Origin of the sequence: Mesoterricola sediminis (genome assembly GCF_030295425.1) — a bacterium.
Classification (GTDB): Bacteria; Acidobacteriota; Holophagae; order Holophagales; family Holophagaceae; genus Mesoterricola; species Mesoterricola sediminis.
In genome coordinates this window covers 3481440-3505671 of record NZ_AP027081.1, presented here as the reverse complement: position 1 = coordinate 3505671, position 24232 = coordinate 3481440, and the positions used below count along the sequence as shown (strand labels likewise).

Here is a 24232-nt window from a genome sequence, read left to right as displayed (position 1 = left end):
GATCCCCCTCCGTGCGGCTTCCAGGGTAGCCTGGATGCATGGCCCCCAAGCCCAAGCGCCACCCCGAACTCACCCGGCTCTATGCCGCGGTGGGGCTGTCGGTTCTCATCTGGGCGATCTTCATGGGCTACCGGGTCCTCTCCCGGCAGGTGGAGATGGGGCTGGACGCGCCCAGCAAGTGGAGCCTCATGGCCCTGGGCCTCACCAACGTGCTGGCCATCGGGACCCTCCTGTTCATCGTCATCCGGAGCATCGCCAAGCTCTACTTCGAGCGCCGCTCCGGCATCCTCGGGGCCCGCATCCGGACGCGCCTCGTGCTGGCCTTCCTCGCGGTGGGTATCGCGCCCACGATGCTGCTCTTCGCGCTGGGGCGCAACTTCATCCGCAAGAACGTGGACCGCTGGTTCATGCCCGAGACCATGGAGGTGATCCAGGACGGGCGCCACGTGAACGAGGCCTTCCGGGAGCAGGTCCGGCTCCGCCTGAAGGCCGCCGCGGCCCGCCTCGACCCCGCCCGGGTGGCGGACCTGGAGGCGGAGCGCGAGGCCCTGGGCTTCGACCTGCTGGCGCGGCTCCGCCAGGGCGCGCCCGCGGGCGCGGCCCTCGCGCCGGGACGCCAGACGCCGGCCCTGCAGGGCCTGGGCGAGGGCTCCCACGTGGTCCACGGGACCGGCGGAGAATGGCAGCTGGGGGTGGGCCCCGTCCGGGGCGAGGGCGACCGCATCGTGGCGGGGATCTTCGTGACCCGGGAGACCCTGGAGGGCATGACCCGCCTGGACAAGCGCTACCGCGAGTCCTTCCAGATCCACGCGGGCCGCGAGAGCCTGGAGAGCCTGCCCCAGAGCACCCTCCTGTTCCTGACCGTCCTGACCCTCTTCGTGGCCGTGTGGACGGGCCTCGCCATCGCCCGCACCATCTCCGAGCCCGTCCGGGGCCTGGCCCGCGCCGCCCAGCGCGTGGGCATGGGGGACCTGGAGGTCTCCCTGCCCGAGCAGGGCGAGGACGAGCTGGCCTTCCTGTCGCGGACCTTCAACGCCATGACCCGGGACCTGCGCCAGTCGCGCAGCGCCATCGAGGCCCAGGCCGAGCGCATCGAGGGCCACCGGGCCTACCTGGACCAGCTGGTGGAGGCCCTCCCCGTGGGGCTCCTGAGCTGGCAGGCCGACCTGGAGCTCCGCACCTTCAATTCCGTGGCCCGGGGCTGGCTGGGCGTCACCGGCGAGTCCTCCCTGGACCGCACGTGGGCCGCCTTCAGCCGCCTGCCGAGCCTCGGGCGCCTGCCGGAACTGGTGGCCGAGGTCCGGGGGGCCAACCGCGCCCACGTGGAGGAGATCCGCATCGGGGGCGGGGGGGACGGACGGCCCGTCCGGGCCATCATCATCCCCCTGACCGGCGGCGGGGTGCTGGCCGTGCTCGAGGACCTCTCCCTCCTGGCCCACGCCGAGAAGCGGGCCGCGTGGCAGGAGGTGGCCCGGCGCATGGCCCACGAGGTGAAGAACCCCCTCACGCCCATCAAGCTCACGGCCCAGCGTCTCCAGCGGCGCAGCCGGGACGGGCGCCTGGATCCGGACACGGTGAGCGACGCCGCCGCCACCATCCTGGCCGAGGTGGCCAGCCTGACGCGCCTGGTGGACAGCTTCACCCAGTTCGCCAAGCTGCCCGCGCCCCACCCCGCGGACCTGGACGCGACCGAGCTGGTCCGCCACGCCCTGCGCCTGTACGAGCCCACCCACCCCGGCGTGGCCTTCGACCTGGACCTGCCTGACCACCTCCCCGTCCACTGGGACGGCGACATGGTGAAGCGCGCCCTCATCAACATGGTGGACAACGCCATCAGCGCCATGGAAGGCCAGGGCCGCATCCGCGTCTCCCTCCGGGCGGAGGCCGGCGTGGCCCGCCTGGACATCGAGGACGACGGTCCGGGCGTCCCGGAGGAGAACCGGCACCACCTCTTCGAGCCCTACTTCTCCACCAAGCAGCGGGGCACGGGCCTGGGCCTGGCCATCGTGCGCCGCATCGCCGAGGACCACCACGGCGAGGCCCGCTACGCGCCCCTGGCTCCGGGCAGCCGCTTCACCCTGAGGCTGCCCCTCCGGGGGTAGGTCCCCGTACGCGCGCCGCCCGGTGCGGAGGCGCGGGCCTGGCACCGGGCGGGGACGGGAACGGGAGGCTACTTGGCCTTCTTGGCGTTCTTGGGGGTGCCGTCCTTCTCGAGGAACTTGTCGGGGTTGGCCGCCAGCTCCTTGTCGCAGCCCTTGCAGCAGATGTAATACTCCTGGCCGCGGACCACGACCTTGGGGCTCTTCTTGGGGTCGACCTTGCCGCCGAGCACGGGGCAGATCGTATTGGTGGCAGGCTTCACCTGTCCGGCCTGAGGGGCGATGGAGAGGGCGGCGGTGAGGACGAGGGTCAACATGGGAACTCCTTTGAAGCGATCATCATCCTTCAGACCCTGCGGAGCCGCAAGGCGTTGAGGACGACGGTCAGGGAACTGAGGCCCATCGCCGCGCCGGCCAGCATCGGGCCACCCAGACGATCGAGCAAGTTGAAAGCAGCCAGAGGAACGAGGACCAGGTTGTAGCCGAAGGCCCACCCCAGGTTCTGGCGGATGACGGCGCGGGTGCGCAGGGCCAGCCGGCGGGCCTGGAGCAGGGGGACGAGGCCCTCCCGCAGGAGGTTCAGGGGGGCGGCGGCCTGGGCCGCCTCCAGGCCCGGCAGGCTGATGCCAGCGTCCGCCTGGGCCAGGGCCGGGGCGTCGTTCACCCCGTCGCCCACGAAGGCCACGACGGCCCCCTGGGCCTGGAGCGCCTGGACGCCAGCGGCCTTGTCCGCCGGAGCGCAGCCGCCCCGGGCGTCCGGGATGCCCAGGGAGGCCCCCAGGGCCTGGGCGGCCTCCGCCCGGTCGCCACTGAACAGGTGCAGGCGCAGGCCCTGGCGCCGCAGGTCGGCCACGGCCTCGGCGGCGTCCTCCCGCAGGGCGTCGGTGAGGGTCAGGGTGCCGAGCAGGCGATCCCCTTCCGCCAGGCCGATGCGGACGCCGGCCGGCGCGGCGGGGAAGGGCACCCCCAGAAAGGCGGGGCTGCCGAGGCGGAGCCAGCGGCCTTCCACCCGGCCCTCCACCCCCAGGCCCGGAAGGGCGCGGAAGTCCTCCACCTCCGGCACCGGGAGGCCCTCGGCGGCCTCGCGCACGCCCCGGGCGACCGGATGTTCGGAGGGGCGCTCCAGGGCGGCGGCCAGGCGCAGCGTGTCCGGATCCCCCGCCACGTCGGCCAGGGTGGGCCGCCCCTGGGTGAGGGTGCCGGTCTTGTCGAGGACCAGGTCCGTGGCCCGGGCCAGGGCCTCCATGGCCGAGGCGTCCCGCACCAGGAGGCCGTTCCGGGCGGCGGTGCCCAGGGCCGCGGCCGAGGCCACCGGCGTGGCCAGGCCCAGGGCGCAGGGGCAGGCGATGACGAGGAGGGTGACGGCCGGGCGCCAGGCTTCGGCCAGGTGACCCGTGTGCCACCACCAGGCGGCCAGGGTCAGGAGGGAGAGGGCCAGCACCGCCGGCACGAAGACCGCCGAGACCCGGTCCGCCAGGTCCTGGGCCGGAGCCCGGGACCCCTGGGCCTGGGCCACCTGGCGGGCCAGGCGCGAGAGCCAGGTGTCCTGGCCGGTGCTGGCGGCCTCGATCTCCAGGGCGCCGCCGTGGACCATGGCCCCCGCGATGACCCCGTCCCCCGGGCCCTTGGGCACGGGCAGGGGCTCGCCGGTGAGGAGGGCCTCCTCCACCTCGGCCCGGCCCGCGAGGACGGTGCCGTCCACGGGGCAGGCGGTGCCGGGGCGCACCCGGAGGCGGTCCCCGGGCTGGACGAAGCGGGTGGGCACCTCCTCGTCCCCGCCGGGGCCGATGCGCACGGCCAGGACGGGCGCGAGGCGCACCAGGGCCTCCAGGCTCCCCGTGGCCCGGTGGCGGGCCTTGGCCTCCAGGTACTTGCCCGTGAGGAGGAAGGCCGCGAGGGCGGCCGCGCTCTCGAAGGGCGCGTGGGGGGAGCCCTGCAGGGCCTCCCGGATGGCGAAGAGCCAGGTCACGGACGCCCCCAGGGCGATGAGGGTGTCCATGCTCGTCTCCAGCCGCAGGGCCTGGGCGGCGGCGCGGCGGAAGAACCCGGAGCCCGCCCCGAAGGCGGAGCCCGCGGCCAGGGCGGCCTGGACCTGCCAGGGCAGGTGGAAGAGGTGGAACATGCCGGCCATCAGCGGCAGGGTGCAGGCCCAGGCCGCGGCGACGCGGACCAGGGCCTCCCGTTCCGCGGACGTGTCGGCGGGGGCGTCCTCCGCGGCCATGCGGTAGCCCCGCGCCTCCAGGGCCCTGGCCAGGGCCGCGTCGTCCGCGGGCCGGTCCCGGAAGACCACGCGGGCCTCCTCCGTGGCCAGGTTCACCTTGACCTCGGCGACGCCGTCCACGGAGGCCAGCGCCTTCTCCACCCTGCGCAGGCAGCTGGCGCAGGTCATGCCTTCGACCTTGAACGTGCGGTCCACGGTCCCTCCTAGCGGTACTTGAGGATTTCCATCAGCTCGGCCACGATGCGGTCCTCGTCGCCGCGCTCGTGGGCCGTCACGACGTGGTGGCGCAGGTGGCTCTGGAGGACCAGGTTCCCCACCTTGCCCAGGGCGCCGTCCACCGCCTTGAGCTGCTTGAGGACGTCCACGCAGTAGACCGTGTCGTCCTCGAGCATGCGGAGGATGCCCTCCACGTGCCCCTTCACCGAGAGGAGGCGGCGGCGCGCGTCGTCGCGCACCGGCCCGTCCAGCCTGAGTCCGTGCCCGCAGCAGCCGCCTTCCATGGGAGCCTCACTGCGCCAGGGTGGCGGTGAATCCCTCGTCGGCCACGGCGGCGACGAGGGCCTGGGGATCGGGGCTGCCGGGCACCTTGGCGGCACCGGAGCGCAGGTCGACGTCGACGGGGCCGTCCACGCCGGGGACGGCCGCGAGCGCCTGCTTGACGCTCATCACGCAATGGCCGCAGGTCATGCCTTGGATGGTCAGTTGGATCATGGTGGATCTCCTTACCCCTCCCCCCCTGGGGTGGGGTTGGTCCAGCTTAGGTCCGCCCGGGATCCCCGTCAAGATGCCACAATGGAGCCGGAGAGCCTATATCCATGGAACGCGCGGAGATCCTTATCATCGGCGGCGGCATCGCAGGCCTGTCCACCGCCTTCCACCTCGCGCGCGCGGGCAGGGGGGACGTGGTCCTGGCGGAGCGGGAGGACCTTCCGGGCTTCTACGCCAGCGGCCACAACGCGGGCATCGCCCGCCAGCTTACCGGCCGGGCGGAGCACACCGCCCTGACCGTGCGGGGCCGGGACCGGCTGGCCGAGGCCGGCCTCATGACGGTCACAGGGGGCTACCTCCTGGGCGCCGAGCCCGGCGGGGCCGGGGCCCTGGCCCGGGAGGCCGCGGCCTTCGGGTTGGACGTTCGTCTCACCCCCGGCTCCCCCTTCCCGGATCTGCGGGCCGCGGAGGCCCTGCACATCCCCGGCGACGGGGCCATCGACGTGGACGCCCTCCTGCGCGCCTGCGCCGAGGGGGCCCGGGCGGGGGGCGCCCGCCTGCGCTTCGGGTGCCAGGTGCGCGCCCTCCAGCCGGAGGCCGACGGGTTCACCGTGGACCTGGACGGCGGCCCCCTGCGGGTGGGCCGGATCGTGAACGCCGCGGGCGGCTGGGCGGGCGAAGTCGGCCGCTGGGCGGGGGGCCTGGACCTGGCCTTCCAGCCCCTGCGGCGCCACCTGGTGTGGAGCCGCACCCCCTACGCCGCCGACCGGCCCTATGTGTGGTGGGCCGACCGGCCCCTCTACCTGCGGCCCGAATCGGGGGGCGTCCTCTTCTGCGCCTGCGAGGAGCAGCCCGTGGTGCCCCCCGGCCGGGGCGTCCAGCCCCCGGTGGACCCGTCGATGCTGGAAAGCCTGTCCGCCTCCCTCCGGGACCTGGCCCCCGCCTTTGGCGAGGCCTCGGTGGACCGCCTCTGGTGCGGCATCCGCACCTTCGCCCCGGACCGGCGCTTCGTGCTGGGCCCCGACCCCGTGAACCCGCGCCTGTTCTGGGTCGCCGGCCTGGGCGGGCACGGCATGACGTCGGGCCTGGCCGTGGGCGAGCTCGCCGCGCGGGCCCTCCTGGAAGGCGCCTCCACCGGAGCCCTGGAGCCTGGACGGTTCCTGGCGCACTAGGTTCATGTGAACCGCGCGCTGATCTTCCTCGCTTTCTCAACGGTCCAGGCCCTGGCCGGACCCTGGGACGACTTCCTCCAGGCCCGGGGCCGGGCCACGCGGGGCGAGCCCCGCTGGACCCTCTGCGTCCGCCCGAACCTGGTCGCCACCCGGGACCTGGTGAAGGACGAGGCCTACCAGCGCCTGGCCGTGGGCGGGGGCTGGGGGCTGGAGGTCCTCAACCCGGCCCAGGCCCAGGACCTGAAGGGGGCCCTGGGGGCCGACTGGGCCCTGCTCGGCCCCGCCGGGGACGTGGCCGGGAAGGGGCGGGGGATCCCCACCGGGGAGCGCCTCCTGGCGGCCCTCCACGCCCGGGGCGCCCGGGCCCGGTGGGAGGAGCGGGAGGCCTTCCTCCACGAGCACCCCGGCCAGGGAGACGCCCTGCTGGAGGACCTGGCCCTGGCCATGAACCTCCTGCGGGCCCGCCTGGCGGCCCTGGACGCCCAGGGGCGGATCCAGGTGCCCCTCTGGCACCCCGTGCCGGGGCCGGCCCCCGCCGACGACCGCATCGCCCTCGCCGGCTCCGGGGCCGACGCCCTGGCCGGGGAGCTCTACCGGGAGGCCGAGGACGCCTTCCGCCGCCTGACCCGGGCCCCGGGCTGGCACCTGGAGGCGTCCGCCATCGTCGCCCGGCTGGGGTCCATCCAGCTGGGCCAATCCTCGGGCTGGCGGGACCTCTTCGCCCAGGTGGCGGAGGACCTGGAGCCCCGGGTGGCCGCGGACCCCCGGAACGGAGGCCTGCTCCGCCTCTGGATGACCTGCCTGGAGGGGGCCGGGCGGCTGCCCGAAACCCTGTCGGGGCGCTTCACGGCGCCGCCGGGGAGCGTGTGGCCCCGGGCCGAGGACCTGACCTCGCTCCTCGAGCCGTACCGCCGCAGGCGGGATTTCACGGCCGTGGCCCGCCTCCTGGAGGATCTGACCCCGGCCGGCCCCCCCGAGCCCCTCGCCCCGAAGGGCTGGGAGGCCTACTGCGACCTGCGGTCGGCCCTCCTGGCCAACCAGGCTGTGAACTCGGCCAGCCAGGGCGCCTGGGACCAGGCCCGGGCCGCCATGGACGAGGCCTCGGCCTGGGGCGGCTCCCACGCCGTGCGCACCGCCTTCCTGGCCCGGGGCCACCTGGACACCACCGCCGACCCCGGGGCCTGGCGCCGCCTCCTCTTCGCGCGGGACGAGGTCCGGCACCGGCGCCCGCCCATGCCGGAGCAGCCGCCCCCGCTGCGCCTGGCCCTCCTGGGCCTGCCGCCCTGGCTCCTGCGCTGGACCGCGCTGCGGGAGGCCCCCGAACTCGCGGCCTGGTCCCCCTCCGAACTCCGCTGGGAGATCCCGGGCCCCCGGGCCCACGCGGAGGCCCGGGCCCGCCACGGCTGGGACGCGCGGCCCCGCTGGGCCCTCCTGCGCGGGGAGGAGCTGCTGGCCTCCGGGGACGCCCTGCCCGCGCCCCAGGCCCTCGCCGCGGAACTGGCGGCCCACGGCACCCCCCTCCTGGAGCGCCTGCGGCGCCTCCTCTCCGCCGAACCCGGCCACGAGGGCGCGCGCCGGGCCCGGTTCCGCCTGCTCCTGGCGCGCATGCCCGAGCGGGGCCTGGAGCCGGAGCTGGCCGGGGACGCCGCCGAGGCCCTTCTCGAACTCCCCTTCGGGCCCGACGCCCCCTGGAAGCCGGACCCGGACCTGTGGGGCGCCGCCGCCCAGGCCGTCCTGCCCCGGCTGGAGGAGCGCCTCCGCACCTGGCCCCGGGACGCCGGGCTCTGGAAGGCCTGGATCGCCTGGTCCCGGTTCCATCCCGGGTGCCCCTCCCTCCTCGCCTTGGCCGAGGACCTGCCGCACTGGTCCCCGGGCGCCGACTGGCGCGCGGCGCTGCCCTATCCGGTGCTGCGGCGCGTGGCCGCCGAGCTGCGCCGGCAGGGGGCCTTCCCCCAGATGCGCGCCTGGTTCCAGGCCGCGTGGGACCGCCTCGACCAGCGCCCCGCCAGGGACCTGCGCCCCTGGGAGCGTCGCTGGATCCTGGAGCGGCGCGCCGAGGAGGACACCGCCGTCTACCAGCCCCTGCGGGAGGCCCTGCGGGCCCTGGGCCTCCACGCGGAGCAGGTGGACCTGGAGCGGACCTTCGCCGCGATGATGGCAAGATAGGAGCCGGGAGCGGCTGCATGTGGTCGGGCGATGACATCTACTTCATGAAGCTGGCCCTGGAGGAGGCGGAAAAGGCCGACCGCCTCGACGAGGTCCCCATCGGGGCCGCCCTCGTCGCGGACGGCAAGCTCGTCGCCCGGGGCCACAACTGCCCCGTCACCTCCCACGACCCCTCCGCCCACGCCGAGATCATGGCCCTGCGCAGCGCCGGCGCCTGGCTCCGCAACTACCGCATGACCGGCGCCACCCTCTACGTCACCCTCGAGCCCTGCCTCATGTGCTTCGGCGCCCTCACCCACGCGCGCGTGGCCCGGGTGGTCTTCGGGGCGGCGGATCCCAAGGTGGGCGTCAGCGGCATGCTGGACACCCTCGCCGGCGCCAACCTGAACCACCGCATCGCCTTCGAAGGCGGCCTCCTGGCGGAGGAATGCCGGGAGCAGCTCCAGGCCTTCTTCCGCCGCAGGCGCTAGGGCAGGCGGATCGAATCACCGGAACCGCGTTGTTCCGATCCTTCGTGCTGGTGAGGGTGAGTAAAAATCCCGTACACCGAGTGCGCTGAGATGTCGAGTCACGCGGAGTCGGCTTCGCGGTTCAGCGCGCCGACCCACACCACCCAGGCCCTGGCCCGCTGGCGCGGGCCGCGATGCTGCGCATCGCTCGGCTGGGGGCTCCGGGCCTTCCGCAGGCACGCCTGCGGGTGCCCTGCGCCCCCAGCCTTGGGCGGGCCTGGGTTGGAGTTTCGGCCCAAGATGCCGGATCCTGCTGCTGCTCGCGGACGGGACCGGGGATCGGCCCACCGCCGACCAGCTCCAGGTGGATTGCAACACCGTCCGGCGGCGAAAGGCCACCCAGGATCAGGCGGACCGTGCACGCGTCCTTGCACCGGCACCCGGAATGGCTGAAGTTCCTCAAGCAGATCTGGCGGCTGAGCCCAGGCCCGTCCAAGGCTGGGGGCGCAGGGCACCCACAGGCGTGCATGCGGAAGGCCCGGAGCCCCCAGCCGAGCGATGCGCAGCATCGCGGCCAGCGCCAGCGGGCCAGGGCCTGGGTGGTATGGGTCGGCGCGGTGGGTCGCGAAGCTGACTCCGCGTGACTCCGCGTCCCGGCGCTCTCGGCGTACGGGTTTTTTACTCACCCTCACCAGCACGAAGGATCGGAACAACGCGGTTCCGGTGATTCGATCTACCGACACGAGCCCAGCTGGGTCAGGAGGCGCTTGAGGGCCAGGGCCTGGGTGGTGTGGGTCGGCGCGCTGAACCGCGAAGCTGACTCCGCGTGACTCCGCGTCCCGGCGCTCTCGGCGTACGGGTTTTTTACTCACCCTCGCCAGCACGAAGGATCGGAACAACGCGGTTCCGGTGATTCGATCTACCTGCGCTAGCGCGGGGCCTCCATCATCCGCACCGCGAAGGTGGCCAGCCAGTGGTCGCCCTCGTAGTTGCCGTTGAGGACGTGGGGCAGGGCGGCCTCCTCGTGGGCCTGGGCGGAGACCAGCAGGGCCTTGCGCCGGGCGTCGCGGGGGGGAAGGCCGGCCGCGATCTCCCGCAGGCACCGGGCCCGGCTCAGGTTGAGGCCGTCCAGGTGCACGATCCGGGGATCGGTGCGGTCCGACACGTGGGCCGGCCGGGGCACCGCTCCCTTGAGAAGCCCGGGCAGGAAGCCCTCCAGCCAGGGCCGGAACTCGGCGGGCGGCAGGACCTTGCCCATGAGCGCCGCCTCCTCCAGGCAGGGGGAGATGAAGTCCTCGCCGCCGGGCTCCCAGGCCAGGGGTCCCTGCCGGTCCCGGCCGTAGTAGGCGCGGGCCCGCTCCGTCAGCAGCGCCTGCAGGGGGCCGTCCTGGGCGGCCTTGGCGTAGTCCAGGGCCAGGGAGAGGGTGAAGGCCGTGTTGGGGTGTACCCCGGTGCGGTTGGGGTAGGTGAGCTTGGGCAGGAAGGCGCGCAGCTCCGCGGCCACCGCGTCCGCCAGGGGCTGGAGCTGGTCGGCCCAGCGCCGGCCCTCCGGGCTGTCCCAGGTGCGCAGCTCCGCCTGGAGCTTGAGGAGCCAGGCCCAGCCGTAGGTGCGCTCGAAGCCCCGGTGTCCCGGGCTCCGGAAGTAGTCCACCTCGGCCTTCACCGCGGCGGGGGCGAAGTGGGCGTCGAAGACCCGGCGGATCCCCGCGGCCTCGGGCAGGGCGGGGTGGGTCCGCAGGACGCGGGCCAGCATCCAGTGGCCATGGACGGAGGAATGCCAGTCGAAGCAGCCGTAGAAGGCCGGATGCAGGTCCTTGGGCCCGCGCACGTCCTGGGGGCCCGCCATCGTGTGGTCCAGCTTGTTGGGGTACTCCCGGTCCACCGACACGAGCACGTGCCCCGCGAACCGCGACGCGGTCTCCCGCGAGACGCCCTGCGCCCCCAGCGCCCCCGCGGCCAGCACCGCGACCAGTGCCATCCTGCCCACCATGACCTGCCTCCCTTCACCAGACGATGGGGTCCATTCTACCTGGGACCCCGGCCGTCCAGGGCCGGGCTCACCGCTTCCGCGGGCCATCCAGGCCCCGCAGCGGGACCCGCACGGACTGGATCGCCCGTCCCGGGATGGCCACCCTCGCCCAGGCCCGGCCGGCCCGCAGGGCGTAGGCCACCGGCGCATCCCCGGGGTTGTGGATCACCACCTTCAGGTGGGCGCCGTCCCGGGCCGCGGCGGCGAGGAGCCCGCCCCCCGCGTCCACCGCGAGCACGCGGTCGCCGGGGCGGAAGTAGCGGCTCAGGTGGGCCAGCACCGGGTGGAGGGGCGTGACGTAGACCTCCCCCGCCGCCGTGTCCACCATCACGGGCGCGCCGCAGACGTTGCCCACGTGGTTGGGGCCGCCCCGGCGGTCCAGGACGATGTTCCAGTCGATCCAGCCGGCGAGGCCGTGGTTCAGCCCGGTCAGCATGTCCCGGGCGTAGCGCAGGGCCGGGGCGTAGAGGGGATGGTCGGCCCGGTCCGCCTCGGGGGCCCAGCGGTGGCCCCAGTCCGCGGCCCCGGCGGTCCACCACCAGGCGTCGTTCCGCCAGCCCAGGAACCTCCCCCCGGGCGCGTTGACCTCGTCGGCGAGGGCGTCGACGCAGCCCTCGGTGTGGAGCAGCGTCCACTGGGGCGCGAGGGCCCGGAGCCGGTCCAGGACGTCCGCGCCCGCGTCCCGGGTCCGCTCGTACCAGTGCACCCCGGTGCCCCACACATAGGGCGCCGCGGGCCCCTTCAGGGCGGCCTCCGTGAACCGCACCGCGGCGGCGTCCCGGTTGTGGTCGTACTGGATGATCCTGACGCCACCGAAGCCCGCCGCCTTCAGGCGGGGGCCCAGATGGAGGCCGATGTAGTCCGAGAGGGCCTCCGGCGTGAACTCCATGCTCTCCCACTGGCCGCCGTTGCCGCCGGGCTCGTTCTCCGGGGTCACGGCCCAGATGGGGACGCCCTCGTCCCGGTAGGCCTGGAGGTAGCGCACCATGTAGCGCGCGAAGGTGTCGTAGTGCCGGGGCAGCAGGGCGCCGCCGCGGCCCTCCCCGTACCAGGCCCCGTTGTCCTTCATCCAGGCCGGGGCCGTCCACGGGCTCGCCACGAGGCGCAGCCCGGGCTCCCGGGCCAGGGCGTCCTTCACCAGGGGCAGGAGGGCGTAGGCCGGATCCCGGGCGTCCTTGAAACCGCGCCGGTCGGGCTCGATGGAGAAGTGCGCGAGGGCCTCGTCCCCCGGGTGGTCGTCGTACGACCAGCGCCCCTCCACGCTGAAATCGCAGGCCCCCACGGGCACCCGGGCCAGGGTGAAACCCGCCCCGCCGGGCCCGAAGCACAGGTCCAGCACCTCCTGGCGCCGCGCGGGAGGGAGCTGGGCCAGGACCCAGGCCGAGGCCTCGGTCAGGGCGCCGCCGAAACCCTCCACCGTCTGGCGGGGCTCCCCGAGGCGGACGGCGACGGCGGGTCCCGGGGGCGGGGCGCCGCGGCGGAACCGGGGCGCCGGCAGGGGCCGGAGGCGGTCGCCGGCGGCCGTGGTCTGGACGAAGGGGGCCTGGCCCGCCAGGGCCAGGGCCGCGAGCCCGAACACCGCCGCCCGGGCCCTCATTCCTTCACCCGCAGCGGGTCCGCCCAGGTGCCGGGGTAGAGGAAGCGCCGGGCCGTGAGGGTCTTCACGAACTTGCCGTAGCGCACGTCGACGCCCGCGTAGACGGCCCCCACGGGGCAGTCCGCCGGGACCCGGAAGGTGTCCTTGAGGGTTCCGCCGGGCGCCAGCGGCCGGCTCCGGGTCTCCCCGGGCTCCCAGCCCTTGTGGGCGGAGAAGGCGTAGCGCAGGTCCCCCTCCACCTTGAAGGGGCCCGTCGCCCCCAGGCGGACCTCCACCGGCACCTCGGCGGCGCCCGTCAGGTCCACCACGCCGGTGCGGAGCTCCAGGGAAGGCCACACCACCGGCTCGGGACCGGTGAGGACGACCAGGGATTCCCACTTGAGCACCCGGCCCGCGGCGTCCAGGGCCTCCACCACCAGCTCCCGGTCCGCGAGGCCCTCGCCGGGGAAGCGCAGCTCGCCCCGGGCCAGGCCCCGGGCGTCGGGGGCCGTCTCCAGGAGCACCCGGTCCCGGTGGAGGACCCGGACCTTGCGGACCCCGGGCAGGCAGTGGGCCTCCAGGGGCACCGCGTTCAGGTAGAAGGCGTGGTTCCGGGGCGAGGCCACGAGGGCCTGGTTGTACTGGGCCAGGGCGTGCCACACGGGCCGCGGCCGGCCCACGGTGTCCTTGAGGTCGGCGAACCCGAGGAAGCCGAACCACTCCTCGGCCTCGTCGTCGTGCACGGCGGGGTTGCCCGCCTTCCACCAGCCGTCGGCGTAGTAGAAGGGGCAGAGCCCGGCCCCGCCCGCGTCCAGGAAGTCCCGATAGGACTGGAGCACCGAATCGGCCTGCTGGCGCAGCGTGTTGCCCCCGTAGAGGCCCTGGCCCCGGCCCGAGACGGACCGGCCGAACTCCGTGAGCAGGGCGGGCTTGCCGTCGGCGCCCGCCAGCATCCGCTGGGCCTCCGCGAAGCCGTGGGTGAAGTTGGCGCTGTCATGGTAGTCGTAGGCGTTCCGGGCCCGCACGTCGAAGATCCCCATGTCCACCCACTCCGTGATGGCCGAATTGCCGGAGATGGTGACGGGCACCCCCGGGTGCAGTTCGTGGATGAGGGCCTGGACCTTCATCCAGAGGTCCTTCGTGGCCTGGGCGCCCACCTTGCGGATGTGCTCGGGCATGGGCTCGTTCATGACCAGGTAGGTGACGACGCAGTCGTACTTCCGCGTCCAGGCCACGGTGCGCCGCACCAGGTCCAGGTCCCGGGCCACCACGGCCGGGTCGGCGAAGTCCTCGTCGGGCTTGAGCCAGATGCCGTAGACCGCCTTCAGCCCCGAGGCCTGGACGAGCTTCAGCTCCGGCTCGCTCAGCTGGGACCAGGTCCGGATCCCGTTGAAGCCCGCGGCCCTGATGACCGCCAAGTCCGTCGCCACCTGGCCCAGGTCGCGGGCCGCGCTCTGGTAGGGGGCCTCCCCCGGGCGGGCCCCGGTCTCGTAGCCCAGGGCGTTCAGGAGGAAGGGATGGCCGTCGAGGAGATAGCGGCCGTCCCGGGTTTCCAGGCCGCCGGCCAGGCACTGACCCGCCAGGGCCAGGCCAAGGACGAAGCGCTTCATGTCGGACCTCCTAGGAGCGGCGGTAGACCCGCACGTAGTCCACGTACATCTTCTGGGGCCAGGTGGTGCTCCCGTCGGGGCTGCCGGGCCAGTTGCCGCCCACGGCCACGTTCAGGATGAGGAAGAAGGGGTGATCGAAGACCCAGAGCCCGCCCGTGGGCACCTCGGCCGAGGTGCGGGTCGCGTAGAGGGTGTCGTCCAGGTAGAAGCGGATCGTCGTGTTCTCCCACTCCACCGCGTAGACGTGGTAGTCGTCCGAGAGCTTCCCGGAGGTCAGGGTCTTGCTGGCGGAGAGGCCGTTGCCGCCCGAGTACCCGGGGCCGTGCAGGGTGCCCCACACGGTGGAGGGCTGCTGGCCGACCACTTCGGCGATGTCCACTTCCCCGCAGGCGGGCCAGGGGTTGTTGGCCAGATCGGTGCCCAGCATCCAGAAGGCCGGCCAGATGCCCTTGCCCGTGGGGACCTTGATGCGGGCCTCGAAGCGCCCGTTGGCCTGGGAGAACAGGCCCTGGGTCTTGAGGCGGGCGGAGGTGTAGGACCGGGTGATGCCGTCCGTGCCCGTGAACGTTTCGGCCTGGGCCGTGATCACCAGGTTGCCGCCGGTGATCTGGGCGTTGGTGGACCGGCTGGTGTACGTCTCCAGTTCGTTGTTGCCCCAGCCGTTGCCGCCCACGTCGAAGGCCCACTTGGAGCTGTCGGGCGCGCTGCCGTCGGCCCCGTTGAACTCGTCGCTCCAGCTCAGGACCCAGGTGCCGGTGCCATTGTTGTTGTTGTTATTCCCACCGGTGGAGGTGGACCCCCCGCCGCAGGCCAGGGCCAGCGACAGGGCGAAGGGAAGAGCGAAGACGGCTTTCATGGGAACTCCGGGGATTGCCTGGCTGTCAGCGGGGGAAGGGGCCGAACCAGGGTGCCAAGTGAAAGGGGGACGTCCTATAGTCTTTTTTCGTAAACGCGGGATGTTCTTTCCTGGCCCCTCAGCGGAGGGCCTGGGCGCTGCGGTACTGGGCGGGCGTTGAGCCGCTCTCCCGCTTGAAGAACCGGCAGAAGTAGGTGGCCGACTGGAAGCCGCAGGCCGTGGCGATCTCGTCCAGGGTCAGGGTCGTGTTCTCGAGCAGGCGCATGGCCGTGCCCAGGCGCACCCGCACCATTTCACCGGCGATGGAGCGGCCCAGGTGCTTCTTGAACAGGCCGTCCAGGGTCGAGCGGGAGCAGCCCGCCAACTCGCACACCTGTTCCACCGAGATCCCCCGGCAGGCCCGGTCCCGGATCACCCGGGAGGCCGCCAGCACCAGGGGGTTCTGGGCCGTCGTCACATCCGTGGATTCCCGCTCCACCACACGCAGGGGCGGCTGCTTGTACAGGCGGGGTTCCACCGCCTCCCCCTCCAGGATGGCGTTGAGGAGCCGGCCGGCCAGGATGCCGATGCCCTCCGTGTCCGGGGCGATGCTGGTGAGGGTCGGCCGGCACAGGCGGCAGAGGATCTCGTCGTTGTCCACGCCCATGACCGACACGTCGGCCGGCATGGAGATCCCCAGGTCCCGGCAGGCGGTGATGATCTGCTGGCCCCGGGTGTCGTTGCAGGCCAGGATGGCCACGGGCTTGGGGAGGCGCGCCAGCCAGGCCGCCAAGGCCGGCTCGTACTCCAGGCCCCGCATTTCCCGGAACTGGTTGCGGATCGTCGTGGTCACCCGGGGCGGGGGCTCGTACACGTGGGGTTCCACGCCCTTGCCCCGCACCAGGCCCGTGAAGGCGTCCGACCGCCGGTCCGAGAAGAACACCCCCGGATAGCCGCAGAAGGCGAAGTGCGCGAAGCCGGCCTGGGTGAAGAAGTCCTCGGCCAGACCGGCCACCACCTCGGCGTCCGTGTCGATCCAGGGGAAGTCCGGGCAGTTGCCCTCCCCCTGCACATCCACGATGGGCACGCCCAGGGAGGTGATCTGCCGGCCCAGGTCCGGGTTGGAGATGAAGCCGATGATCCCGTCGATGTGGCCCTTTTTCAGCCAGGGCGGGAGCTTGGTGAACTCCGCCCGCTCATAGGGAAAGATGAGCCAATCGTCCCGGTCCAGGGCGAAGGTGGCCACCCCGCGGCAGACGCCCCGGGAGTAGCCGCCCGAGGCGGGGACCAGGAGGGCGATATGGCGGATTCGGGGCATGTGATGATCCTTTCTTGTCTAAGCCAGACAGTCAAGGAGGGGCATTTTTGGCCATTTTGTGAAGAATCTGGGCTTTGCGGCGGTCCCCAAAGCTTACCTGAAAAAATAAAAAAAGACCATTTACTTATCATTTTTCATGATTCAACCTGCTTCAGTCCTCTTTGAGCCTGGTCCATCCGGCGGTCCCCTCGCGTGGGTCCTTCCTTCCGCGCGCAGGTCAGACCGACCCGTTATGCAAAGCCTGCAATGCTTCTATCTAAAGGAGACCTCATGTCCACCCCCCGCTTCCGGGCAAGCTTGGCGCTGCTGGCCTTGATGCCCCTGTTCTGGCTGCTGGGTTGCGGCAGCTCGTCCAAGGGAGGGCGTGCCCTCTCGTTCGTCTCCGTGGCGCCCACCCACGTCGCCCTGTTCCCCGGCGAGACGGCCCAGCTGACCGTCACCGCCCACTACAGCGACGGCACCTCGGAGGCGGCCACCACCCAGGCCACCTACACCGCCTGGGCCCCCAACGTCGCCACCATCGCCGCCAGCGGCCTGGTCTCCGGCGTGGGCGCGGGCACCGCCACCGTCTCGGCCACCGTGGGCGGCAAGAGCGCCGACGCGACCGTGGACGTGGCCCCCACCAACTTCCCGGTCTTCGCGGACGCCTACGCCAAGAACGTCACCTTCGTGCCCTTCGGCGGCTCCAGCAACGCCCTGGCCGTGGACACGGCCGAGCACCAGGCCGGCACCGCCTCCCTGCGCATCGACGTCCCCTCCACCGGCTACACCGGCGGCGCCTTCAAGGCCGCCACGGCCCAGAACCTGAGCCTCTACAACGCCGTCACCTTCTGGGTGAAGGCCAGCAAGGCCGCCACCCTGAACGTCGCCGGCCTCGGCAACGACGGCAGCAACAGCGACTGGGCCGCCGAAGTCGCCAACATCCCGGTCACCACCGCCTGGGTCAAGCAGATCATCCCCATCCCCAACAAGGCCAAGCTCACCTCCACCACCGGCCTCTTCCACTTCGCCGAAGGCGCCGATGAGGGCGCCTACAGCATCTGGCTGGACGACATCCGCTACGAGAAGCTGAGCGCCGCCGAGCTTGCCGCCCCCACGGCCGCCACCATCGCCTGGGCCCCCGCGCAGGTGGAGATCTCCAAGACCAAGTCCCTGGGCCTCACCGGCACCCTCACCTACGCCACCCCCGCGGTCACCGTCAGCAACGTCAGCCTGCGCTGGTTCGACCTGGCCTCCAGCAATCCCGCCGTCGCCACCGTCGACAGCACCGGCCTCGTCTCCGGCCTGACCCTGGGCACCACCGACATCACCGCCACCCTGGCCGGCATCAACGTCACCGGGTCCTCCACCGTCACCGTCATCACCCCGGTGGTCCCGACGACCGCCCCGGCCCGCCCGACCGTTGACCCCGCCAAGGTCATCTCCCTCCTGTCCAAGGCCTACACCAACATCCCCGTGGACACCTGGGGCACCAGCTGGAGCAACGACGGCGCCGGCCCCAACGTCACCGCGCTCACCATCGGCGGCGACGACGTCAAGAAGTACGCCAACCTGAAGTACGTGGGCGTCGAGTTCTTCGCGGCGGGCAACGCCGTCGACGCCACCAACATGACCTACCTCCACGTCGACGTCTGGACCCCCGACATCACCAAGTTCGGCATCAAGCTCGTCGACTTCGGCGCCAACACCGTCTACGGCGGCGGCGACGACTCCGAGAGCGAGGTCGACCTGGACGCCACCACGACCCCGGCCCTCAACGCCCAGAAGCAGTGGGTGTCCCTGGACATCCCCCTGGCCAACTTCGGCAGCCTGGCCAGCCGCAAGCACCTGTCCCAGCTGCTCTTCGTGGGCGCCACGCCCTACGGCGCCGGCACCGTCTACGTAGACAACGTCTACTTCCACAACAGCCCCTTCATCGACAACACCCCGCCGACCCTGGCCATCACCGACAACATCGCGGCCGCCACGGCCAACGGCACCGTCACCTTCAAGTTCACCTTCAGCGAGAGCGTCGGCACCAGCTTCACCGCCAGCTCCATCACCGTCACCGGCGGGACCCCCGGCACCCTCACCAAGGTGAGCGACACCCTCTACACCCTGGACGTCGTCCCGCCCCCGACCACCGCGGGCACCATCACCGTCACCGTCCCCGCCGGCGCCTTCTCCGACCTGGCCGGCAACGCCAGCCTCGCGGCCGTCAGCGCCTCGCAGGACTACGACACCCGCATCGTGATGCGCCAGATGGACCTGCCCATCGTCACCTTCGACGCGGCGACGGTCTCCTACGGCCTCACCGACTTCGGCGGCGTCGCCTCTTCCTTCGCCGCCGACCCCGGCAACGCGTCCAACAAGGTCGTCAAGGTCGTCAAGCCCACCACCGCCCAGTTCTGGGGCGGCACCACCCTGTCCGCCGACGGGACCCTCGGCTTCAAGCACGCCATCCCCTTCGACGCCACCCACACCCGCATCAACGTCCGGGTCTACTCCCCCGACGCCGGAACCCCCGTGCGCCTCAAGGTCGAGGACCACACCAACAGCAGCGTCACCTGCGAGGCCCAGGTCAACACGACCGTCGCCAACGCCTGGGAGACCCTGGTCTTCGACTTCGCCAGCCCCGTGAGCGGCACCGCCGCCCTGGACCTGGCCAAGACCTACGACAAGGCCTCCATCTTCTTCAACTTCAACTTCGGCGCCGGCGGAACCGCCATGGCCGCCGACAAGACCTACTACTTCGATGACGTGGCCTTCGACCACTTCACCACCGTCACCTTCGACGATCCCGCCATCGCCTACGGCCTGACCGGCTTCGGCGGCGCCGAAGGCTCCAGCATCGCCGCCGACCCGGCCAACTCCGCCAACTACGTCGGCAAGGTCGTCAAGGCCGCCGGCGCCCAGACCTGGGCCGGCGTCACCCTCGGCACCGGCGCCGCCAACCTCGCCCTGGGCCGCATCCCCCTGGGCAACGGCTCCACCCGCATGCTGGTGCGCGCCTACTCCCCGGCCGCCGGCCTCAAGGTCAAGCTGAAGGTCGAGAACGCCGCCGACGGCACGATCTCCTGCGAGACCGACGCCACCACCACCGCGGCCAACGCCTGGGAGACCCTGGTCTTCGACTTCGCCAACCCGAGCAGCGGCACCGCCGCCCTCAACGCCAACGCGGTCTACAACAAGGCCTCCATCTTCTTCGACTTCGGCAACCCCGGCACCGGCGCCTCCTACTACTTCGACGACGTCACCTTCGACGCCTTCGACGGCCCGGTCACCTTCGACAACTTCCTCGTCGCCTACACCCTGGCCGGCTTCGGCGGCGCCGAGGACGCCACCGTCGCCGCGGATCCCGTCGTCGCCACCAACAAGGCCCTCCGCATCTTCAAGGCCAGCGGCGCCCAGACCTGGGCCGGGGCCACCGTGGCCACCGGGGCCAACTTCTCCATCGGCCGGATCCCCTTCGGCAGCGGCGCGAACAACAAGTTCACCGTCCGCGTCTACAGCCCCGCCGCCGGCACCCAGATCCTCCTCAAGGTCGAGGACCAGGGCAACAACACCGTGTCCTGCGAGAAGAAGGTCGCCACCACCACGGCCAACGCCTGGGAGACCCTGACCTTCGATTTCACCGGCCTCTTCGACGCCGCCAAGACCTACGACAAGCTGTCCCTCTTCCCCGACTTCGGGAACGCGGGCACCGGCGTCGCGTTCTACTTCGACGACCTGACCTTCGTCCCCTGACCTGGACGGTTCCGGCGGGCCGGCCCCACGGCCAGGCCCGCCGGACCCCTGACGTCCGACCCCACCCCTCGACCTTTCCCCATTGGAGGATGTCATGATCGAAGCAACCAACCTGGTCCGCTGGGGCCTCGCCATGTGCCTGTGCGGCACCCTGGCGCCCCTGGGCGCCCAGGAGACGGGCTTCACCAAGGCCTTCAAGTTCCGCATGGCCTACGGAAGCCAGAAGGACCACCTGCGCGCCACCTACACCGGTCTCGGCTTCAACGTCGGCTACGGCGTGGGCCCCGGCACCGTCGCCCTGGAAGTGGGCTACATGTACAAGACCGGCGACGACTACTTCACCACCCCCGACGATTCCTCGCTGAATGCCGGGCTGCTGCCCATGAACCCGGCCAAGTCCGTGGAATCCAAGCGCAACCAGCTCTCCGGCCTCACCCTCCGCGCCTCCTTCAGCCGGGCCATCAACCCCACCTGGCGCTGGCAGGCCGGCCTGCAGTTCGGCGGCAGCTTCAAGCACCAGTACGTGGGCGACGCCCAGAGCGCCCCCTGGGACGTGGCCTCCGGCAACAAGGCCTGGCGCGACTTCTACCTGGGCACCCCCCAGAAGGCCAAGTACACGCCGAGCCCCTACGCCGGCGTCATCTGGCGGATCGACAAGGACTCCAGCCTCGAGTTCAACGTCGTCCTCCTCGCCTACCAGGCCATGGAATACCACCACTATGTGGGAACCGCCTCCGCCTATGACGCGGGCGCCCCCGGCCGGCGTTCCTCCCAGGACGCCACCTGGCCCCTGGACGGCCTGGTCACCCGCAACCGCGCGGTGCCCCACGCCGAAATCGCCTACGCGTTCCACTTCTAGGCCATGCACACGCATCGCGGAGACTTGAGATGACCATGCGAAATGTGATGTTCCGCTCCACCATCGCGGCCATGCTCGCCGCCGGGGCGACCCTGGTGGCCCAGACCACCAGCGGGGCCCTGAGCGGCCTCGTGACCGACGAGGCCGGCAAGCCCATCAAGGGCGCCCGGGTGTCCCTGGAGAGCCCCGCGCTCTTCCAGACCAAGGTCTTCACCACGGACGAGAAGGGCGAGTACCACGCCCTGCTCCTCCCGGTGGGCAACTACACCATCCGGGTCAGCGCGCCCGGGATGCTCGGCCGCACCGCCAAGAACGTGCGCGTCGGCGTCGGCTCCAACCAGTCCCTCCCGTTCACCCTGAAGGCCGTCCAGCAGGCCTCCGCGACCGTCGAGGTCGTGGCCTCCGCCGCCGCGGCCGAGGCCAAGACCAGCGACAAGGTCTCGGTGAACTACTCCTCCGAGCAGCTGCTCAAGATGCCCGTCTCCATGCAGGGCTTCGACGCCATCACCAACATCGCCCCCGGCATCGCCGGCTACGGCAAGGACGCCCGCGTCCGCGGCTCCGACACCAACCAGATCCTCTACAGCATCGACGGCATCAACGTGAAGGACGACACGGGCACCTACTCGTCCCTCTACGCCCCGCTGCCCGACTCCATCGAGGACGTCCAGGTGGTGACCTCGGGCCTCAACGCCCGCAACGGCATGGTGAGCGGCGGCCAGGTGAACATCGTCACCAAGAGCGGCTCCAACACCTTCGAGGGCACCGTCCGGTCCAACATGTCCCGGGCCTCCATGGGCGCCGACAACCCCCTCACCAACGCCAACAACAACTCCAACCTCCTGCGCGAGGACCTGACCCACACCACCGACTTCACCTTCAGCGGCCCCATCATCAAGGACCGCCTGTGGTTCACCCTCGGCACCCGCCTGACCCCCAGCCAGGCCACCACCGGCCTCCTGGGCTACACCGTCGTCGGCGTCAAGGCCGGCCAGCCCAACATCCCCTGGAGCCAGGTCCAGACCATGCTCCGGCCCATGGCCACCTACGGCCTGAACCCCAACGTCGACTCCGTCATCAACACAGGTCCCGGCGGCAACTACGGGATGAGCGCCGAGGATGCCGGCACCAAGCTCAGCTCCAACATCAAGTTCCAGAAGTTCGAAGGCAAGCTGACCGGCATGGTGAGCTCCAACCACTCCGTGAGCGCCACCTTCCTCACCGAGAAGACCACCCAGGGCGGCGTCCAGGGCCAGCGCAACACGGATCCCTGGGAGGGCAACATCCTCCGCGGCGTCGGCGACATGGTGACCGAGACCAAGGCCTGGACCCTGGGCTGGAACGGCATGCTGAGCCCCAACTGGTCCATCGAGGCCCGCACCACCTACGCGGCCAACACCTTCAACGACGTCAAGAACCCCAACCCCAGCGTCTCGGTCTCCGGCTATTTCGCCAGCCCCGACCCCGGGATGGTCCTGCGCGGCGAGAGCGGCGCCCACTCCTGGCTGGGCAGCCCCGACAGCTACGACTACGGCCCGCTGCTCACCAACATGTCCACCTACGACGTCAGCCCCCTGAAGAAGGGCAACCGGACCTGGTCGGTGAACGTCAAGACCCTCCAGGACTGGCACGGCAACCACGACATCGACATGGGCGCCGAGCGGGTGCAGACCCTCTACAACTTCGGCCGGTCCAAGTACGGGAACCGCGGCGTCTTCACCGGCGGCTGGTACCTCGACGAGGCCACCGGCAAGTACCTCTACCCCGTCTTCCACCGCGGCGACCCCGGCACCGACCCCACCGAGATCCTCCAGATCGGCCCCGGCGAGAACCCGGTGGCCAACGGCTGGTCCGCCTGGGGCAACATGCCCAACGGCCTCGGCACCCAGGCCCCCTTCCTCCACTGGGAGGCCATCCGCGGCCCCAGCGCCCACATGGAGAAGTTCTACGACAACCCGGGCGATTCCAAGAACAGCACCACGTCGGTCTACCTGAACGACAACTGGACCGTCAGCCCCAACCTGAACATCATGGCCGGCTTCCGCTACAACAAGCTGGTGATGCAGGACCAGGGCGGCAACCGCCTCGACGACATGAACATCTTCGAGCCCCGCCTGATGGTGAAGTTCAACCCCGACGGCAAGAACCGCGAGATCTGGTCCGCCTCCGCCGCCAAGCTGGCCTCCGCCTACTCCGACGCCATCGCCAACAACTTCCGCGGCAACGCCTGGGAAGTCCGCACCGTCCACCTCTGGAACGGCGGCAACCTCGGCGTGAGCCAGCCCGGCTTCGACACCGCCGCCGCCTACGGCGACGCCCCCGTGGGCACCTACAACGGCTACACCTACACCGGCCAGTCGATGTACGGCGTCCGCTTCGTGGACTACAACACCCTCATCGACCCCAAGAACTACGGCCCGGCCTACGACATGCTCGACGCCCGGCAGACCTACGTCGCCAAGGGCCTCCGCGCCCCCTTCGCCTATGAGTTCAGCGTCGGCTACCAGCGCAACTACGAGACCGGCTACTTCAAGATCAACGGCATCCGCCGCATCTACAAGGACAGCATCGTCAGCTCCATCCACGACTACGGCATGGACGCCATGGTGCACATGGTCAGCCCCGACCCCAACGATCCCCTCCGCATGTGGAAGCAGAAGACCTCGTGGCTCAACTCCGAGTTCGACCGCATCTACACCGGCATCGAGATCGCCTTCCAGAAGCAGCTCAGCGCCCGCTGGAGCATGATCGGGTCGTACACCATCGACCAGTCCACCGGCACCAACGATCTGGACTACTACAACTACAAGAGCCTGCGCGAGAAGCTCCTCACCCCCGAGCAGCAGGCCCGCGCCGTCGGCCACGGCCTCCTGAGCCGCAACCAGATCGCCCACCTGTTCCTGACCTACACCCACCCCGTGGGCGCCGGCAACGTCTCCTTCTCCCTGAAGGCCGACACCTGGACCGGCGGCGTCATCCAGGCCCAGGGCTGGACCGACTACCGCACCCTCCCGGGCTTCTCCGCCCTGCAGCTCCCCGGCACCATCAACGGCGAGCGCGTCATCGACGTCGACCAGCGCACCGGGAACTGGCAGACCTACTTCCCCACCTACTACGGGGACATGGGCTCCTTCAAGACCGGCGTGGACTACTACCAGATCGGCGCCAAGATCCAGTGGGACATCCCCCTGGGCCTCGGCAAGGTCCGCCTCATCGGCTACGTGTCCATCGACAACCTCTTCAACCACTTCGTGATGACCAACGTGTACGGCTACTTCACGGGTGACCAGCCGACCACCACCAACAACGTGGCCGCCGGCAGCCCCATGGCCCTCTACTACGGCAACCGCTTCTATGGCCAGACCCCCGGCGACGCCGGCGCCAAGTACGGCGACTACAACCAGGGCTACGGCGGACGGAAGGTCAGCGACTTCAGCATCGGCCTCAAGTTCTAGGAGAACGCC

Annotated in this window: 16 protein-coding genes; 7 read left to right on the top strand and 9 right to left on the bottom strand. The window is 71.5% G+C overall.

Annotated elements, in window-relative coordinates; all coding sequences use genetic code 11:
- The first annotated feature begins 38 nt into the window (after positions 1-38).
- On the top strand, positions 39-2102 hold the full coding sequence (locus R2J75_RS15290) for a sensor histidine kinase (RefSeq protein WP_243345854.1): 2064 nt from the start codon (positions 39-41) through the stop codon (positions 2100-2102).
- 68 nt (positions 2103-2170) lie between these two features.
- On the opposite strand, the gene R2J75_RS15285 is transcribed toward R2J75_RS15290, so the two are convergent.
- Genes R2J75_RS15285 through R2J75_RS15270 form a run of 4 tightly spaced genes read right to left on the bottom strand, consistent with a single transcriptional unit; the run spans position 2171 to position 5031 of the window.
- Positions 2171-2416 carry a hypothetical protein gene (locus tag R2J75_RS15285; protein ID WP_243333821.1) on the bottom strand — a complete coding sequence of 82 codons (246 nt, stop codon included), beginning with the start codon at positions 2414-2416 and terminating at the stop codon, positions 2171-2173.
- 29 nt (positions 2417-2445) lie between these two features.
- Positions 2446-4515: a heavy metal translocating P-type ATPase gene (locus tag R2J75_RS15280; RefSeq protein WP_243333819.1), complete on the bottom strand. Its 2070-nt coding sequence runs from the start codon at positions 4513-4515 to the stop codon at positions 2446-2448.
- 8 nt (positions 4516-4523) lie between these two features.
- Complete coding sequence (locus R2J75_RS15275) at positions 4524-4820, bottom strand: metal-sensitive transcriptional regulator (protein ID WP_243333817.1); 297 nt, start codon at positions 4818-4820, stop codon at positions 4524-4526.
- A 7-nt stretch (positions 4821-4827) separates the two neighbouring features.
- Complete coding sequence (locus R2J75_RS15270) at positions 4828-5031, bottom strand: CopZ family metallochaperone (protein ID WP_243333816.1); 204 nt, start codon at positions 5029-5031, stop codon at positions 4828-4830.
- A 104-nt stretch (positions 5032-5135) separates the two neighbouring features.
- On the opposite strand from R2J75_RS15270, the gene R2J75_RS15265 reads away from it, so the two are divergent.
- From R2J75_RS15265 to tadA, 3 genes are read left to right on the top strand one after another with little or no spacing between them, the layout of a single operon-like run.
- Positions 5136-6200 carry an NAD(P)/FAD-dependent oxidoreductase gene (locus tag R2J75_RS15265; RefSeq protein ID WP_243333815.1) on the top strand — a complete coding sequence of 355 codons (1065 nt, stop codon included), beginning with the start codon at positions 5136-5138 and terminating at the stop codon, positions 6198-6200.
- 6 nt (positions 6201-6206) lie between these two features.
- A complete protein-coding gene (locus R2J75_RS15260) occupies positions 6207-8366 on the top strand; it encodes a hypothetical protein (protein WP_316410521.1) in 2160 nt (719 codons plus the stop codon).
- A 17-nt stretch (positions 8367-8383) separates the two neighbouring features.
- Positions 8384-8836 carry a tRNA adenosine(34) deaminase TadA gene (tadA, locus tag R2J75_RS15255; protein ID WP_243333850.1) on the top strand — a complete coding sequence of 151 codons (453 nt, stop codon included), beginning with the start codon at positions 8384-8386 and terminating at the stop codon, positions 8834-8836.
- A gap of 907 nt (positions 8837-9743) precedes the next feature.
- Here tadA and R2J75_RS15250 read toward each other — a convergent pair.
- The 5 genes from R2J75_RS15250 to R2J75_RS15230 all read right to left on the bottom strand — a co-directional run bounded on the left by R2J75_RS15250 (position 9744) and on the right by R2J75_RS15230 (position 16183).
- Positions 9744-10793, bottom strand: coding sequence for a DUF2891 domain-containing protein (locus R2J75_RS15250; RefSeq protein WP_243333814.1), 1050 nt, complete (start codon positions 10791-10793; stop codon positions 9744-9746).
- 79 nt (positions 10794-10872) lie between these two features.
- Positions 10873-12441, bottom strand: coding sequence for a glycoside hydrolase family 30 protein (locus R2J75_RS15245; protein ID WP_316410520.1), 1569 nt, complete (start codon positions 12439-12441; stop codon positions 10873-10875).
- Positions 12438-14030, bottom strand: a complete 1593-nt coding sequence (locus R2J75_RS15240; RefSeq protein WP_316410519.1) for a glycoside hydrolase 5 family protein — start codon at positions 14028-14030, stop codon at positions 12438-12440. Before R2J75_RS15240 ends, R2J75_RS15245 begins: the two co-directional genes overlap by 4 nt.
- A gap of 10 nt (positions 14031-14040) precedes the next feature.
- Entirely contained in the window at positions 14041-14886 is an 846-nt protein-coding gene (locus tag R2J75_RS15235) for a glycoside hydrolase family 16 protein (protein WP_316410518.1), read from the bottom strand.
- A 118-nt stretch (positions 14887-15004) separates the two neighbouring features.
- Positions 15005-16183 (bottom strand): XylR family transcriptional regulator, encoded by a 1179-nt coding sequence (locus R2J75_RS15230; RefSeq protein WP_243333810.1) that lies wholly within the window; start codon positions 16181-16183, stop codon positions 15005-15007.
- A gap of 270 nt (positions 16184-16453) precedes the next feature.
- Between R2J75_RS15230 and R2J75_RS15225 the strand changes: the two genes are divergently transcribed.
- The 3 genes from R2J75_RS15225 (at position 16454) to R2J75_RS15215 (ending at position 24223) form a co-directional block, all read left to right on the top strand.
- Positions 16454-19909, top strand: coding sequence for an Ig-like domain-containing protein (locus R2J75_RS15225; RefSeq protein ID WP_316410517.1), 3456 nt, complete (start codon positions 16454-16456; stop codon positions 19907-19909).
- A gap of 94 nt (positions 19910-20003) precedes the next feature.
- Positions 20004-20768, top strand: a complete 765-nt coding sequence (locus R2J75_RS15220) for a hypothetical protein (RefSeq protein WP_316410516.1) — start codon at positions 20004-20006, stop codon at positions 20766-20768.
- Positions 20769-20797: 29 nt separating this feature from the next.
- Complete coding sequence (locus R2J75_RS15215; protein ID WP_243345864.1) at positions 20798-24223, top strand: TonB-dependent receptor; 3426 nt, start codon at positions 20798-20800, stop codon at positions 24221-24223.
- The last annotated feature ends 9 nt before the right edge of the window (positions 24224-24232 follow it).

Coding starts and splice junctions, on each gene's coding strand:
- R2J75_RS15265 (WP_243333815.1), top strand. CDS start 5,136: ATGGAACGCGCGGAGATCCTTATCATCGGCGGCGGCATCGCAGGCCTG.
- R2J75_RS15290 (WP_243345854.1), top strand. CDS start 39: ATGGCCCCCAAGCCCAAGCGCCACCCCGAACTCACCCGGCTCTATGCC.
- R2J75_RS15285 (WP_243333821.1), bottom strand. CDS start 2,416: ATGTTGACCCTCGTCCTCACCGCCGCCCTCTCCATCGCCCCTCAGGCC.
- R2J75_RS15225 (WP_316410517.1), top strand. CDS start 16,454: ATGTCCACCCCCCGCTTCCGGGCAAGCTTGGCGCTGCTGGCCTTGATG.
- tadA (WP_243333850.1), top strand. CDS start 8,384: ATGTGGTCGGGCGATGACATCTACTTCATGAAGCTGGCCCTGGAGGAG.
- R2J75_RS15230 (WP_243333810.1), bottom strand. CDS start 16,183: ATGCCCCGAATCCGCCATATCGCCCTCCTGGTCCCCGCCTCGGGCGGC.
- R2J75_RS15250 (WP_243333814.1), bottom strand. CDS start 10,793: ATGGCACTGGTCGCGGTGCTGGCCGCGGGGGCGCTGGGGGCGCAGGGC.
- R2J75_RS15240 (WP_316410519.1), bottom strand. CDS start 14,030: ATGAAGCGCTTCGTCCTTGGCCTGGCCCTGGCGGGTCAGTGCCTGGCC.
- R2J75_RS15235 (WP_316410518.1), bottom strand. CDS start 14,886: ATGAAAGCCGTCTTCGCTCTTCCCTTCGCCCTGTCGCTGGCCCTGGCC.
- R2J75_RS15270 (WP_243333816.1), bottom strand. CDS start 5,031: ATGATCCAACTGACCATCCAAGGCATGACCTGCGGCCATTGCGTGATG.
- R2J75_RS15220 (WP_316410516.1), top strand. CDS start 20,004: ATGATCGAAGCAACCAACCTGGTCCGCTGGGGCCTCGCCATGTGCCTG.
- R2J75_RS15215 (WP_243345864.1), top strand. CDS start 20,798: ATGACCATGCGAAATGTGATGTTCCGCTCCACCATCGCGGCCATGCTC.
- R2J75_RS15245 (WP_316410520.1), bottom strand. CDS start 12,441: ATGAGGGCCCGGGCGGCGGTGTTCGGGCTCGCGGCCCTGGCCCTGGCG.
- R2J75_RS15275 (WP_243333817.1), bottom strand. CDS start 4,820: ATGGAAGGCGGCTGCTGCGGGCACGGACTCAGGCTGGACGGGCCGGTG.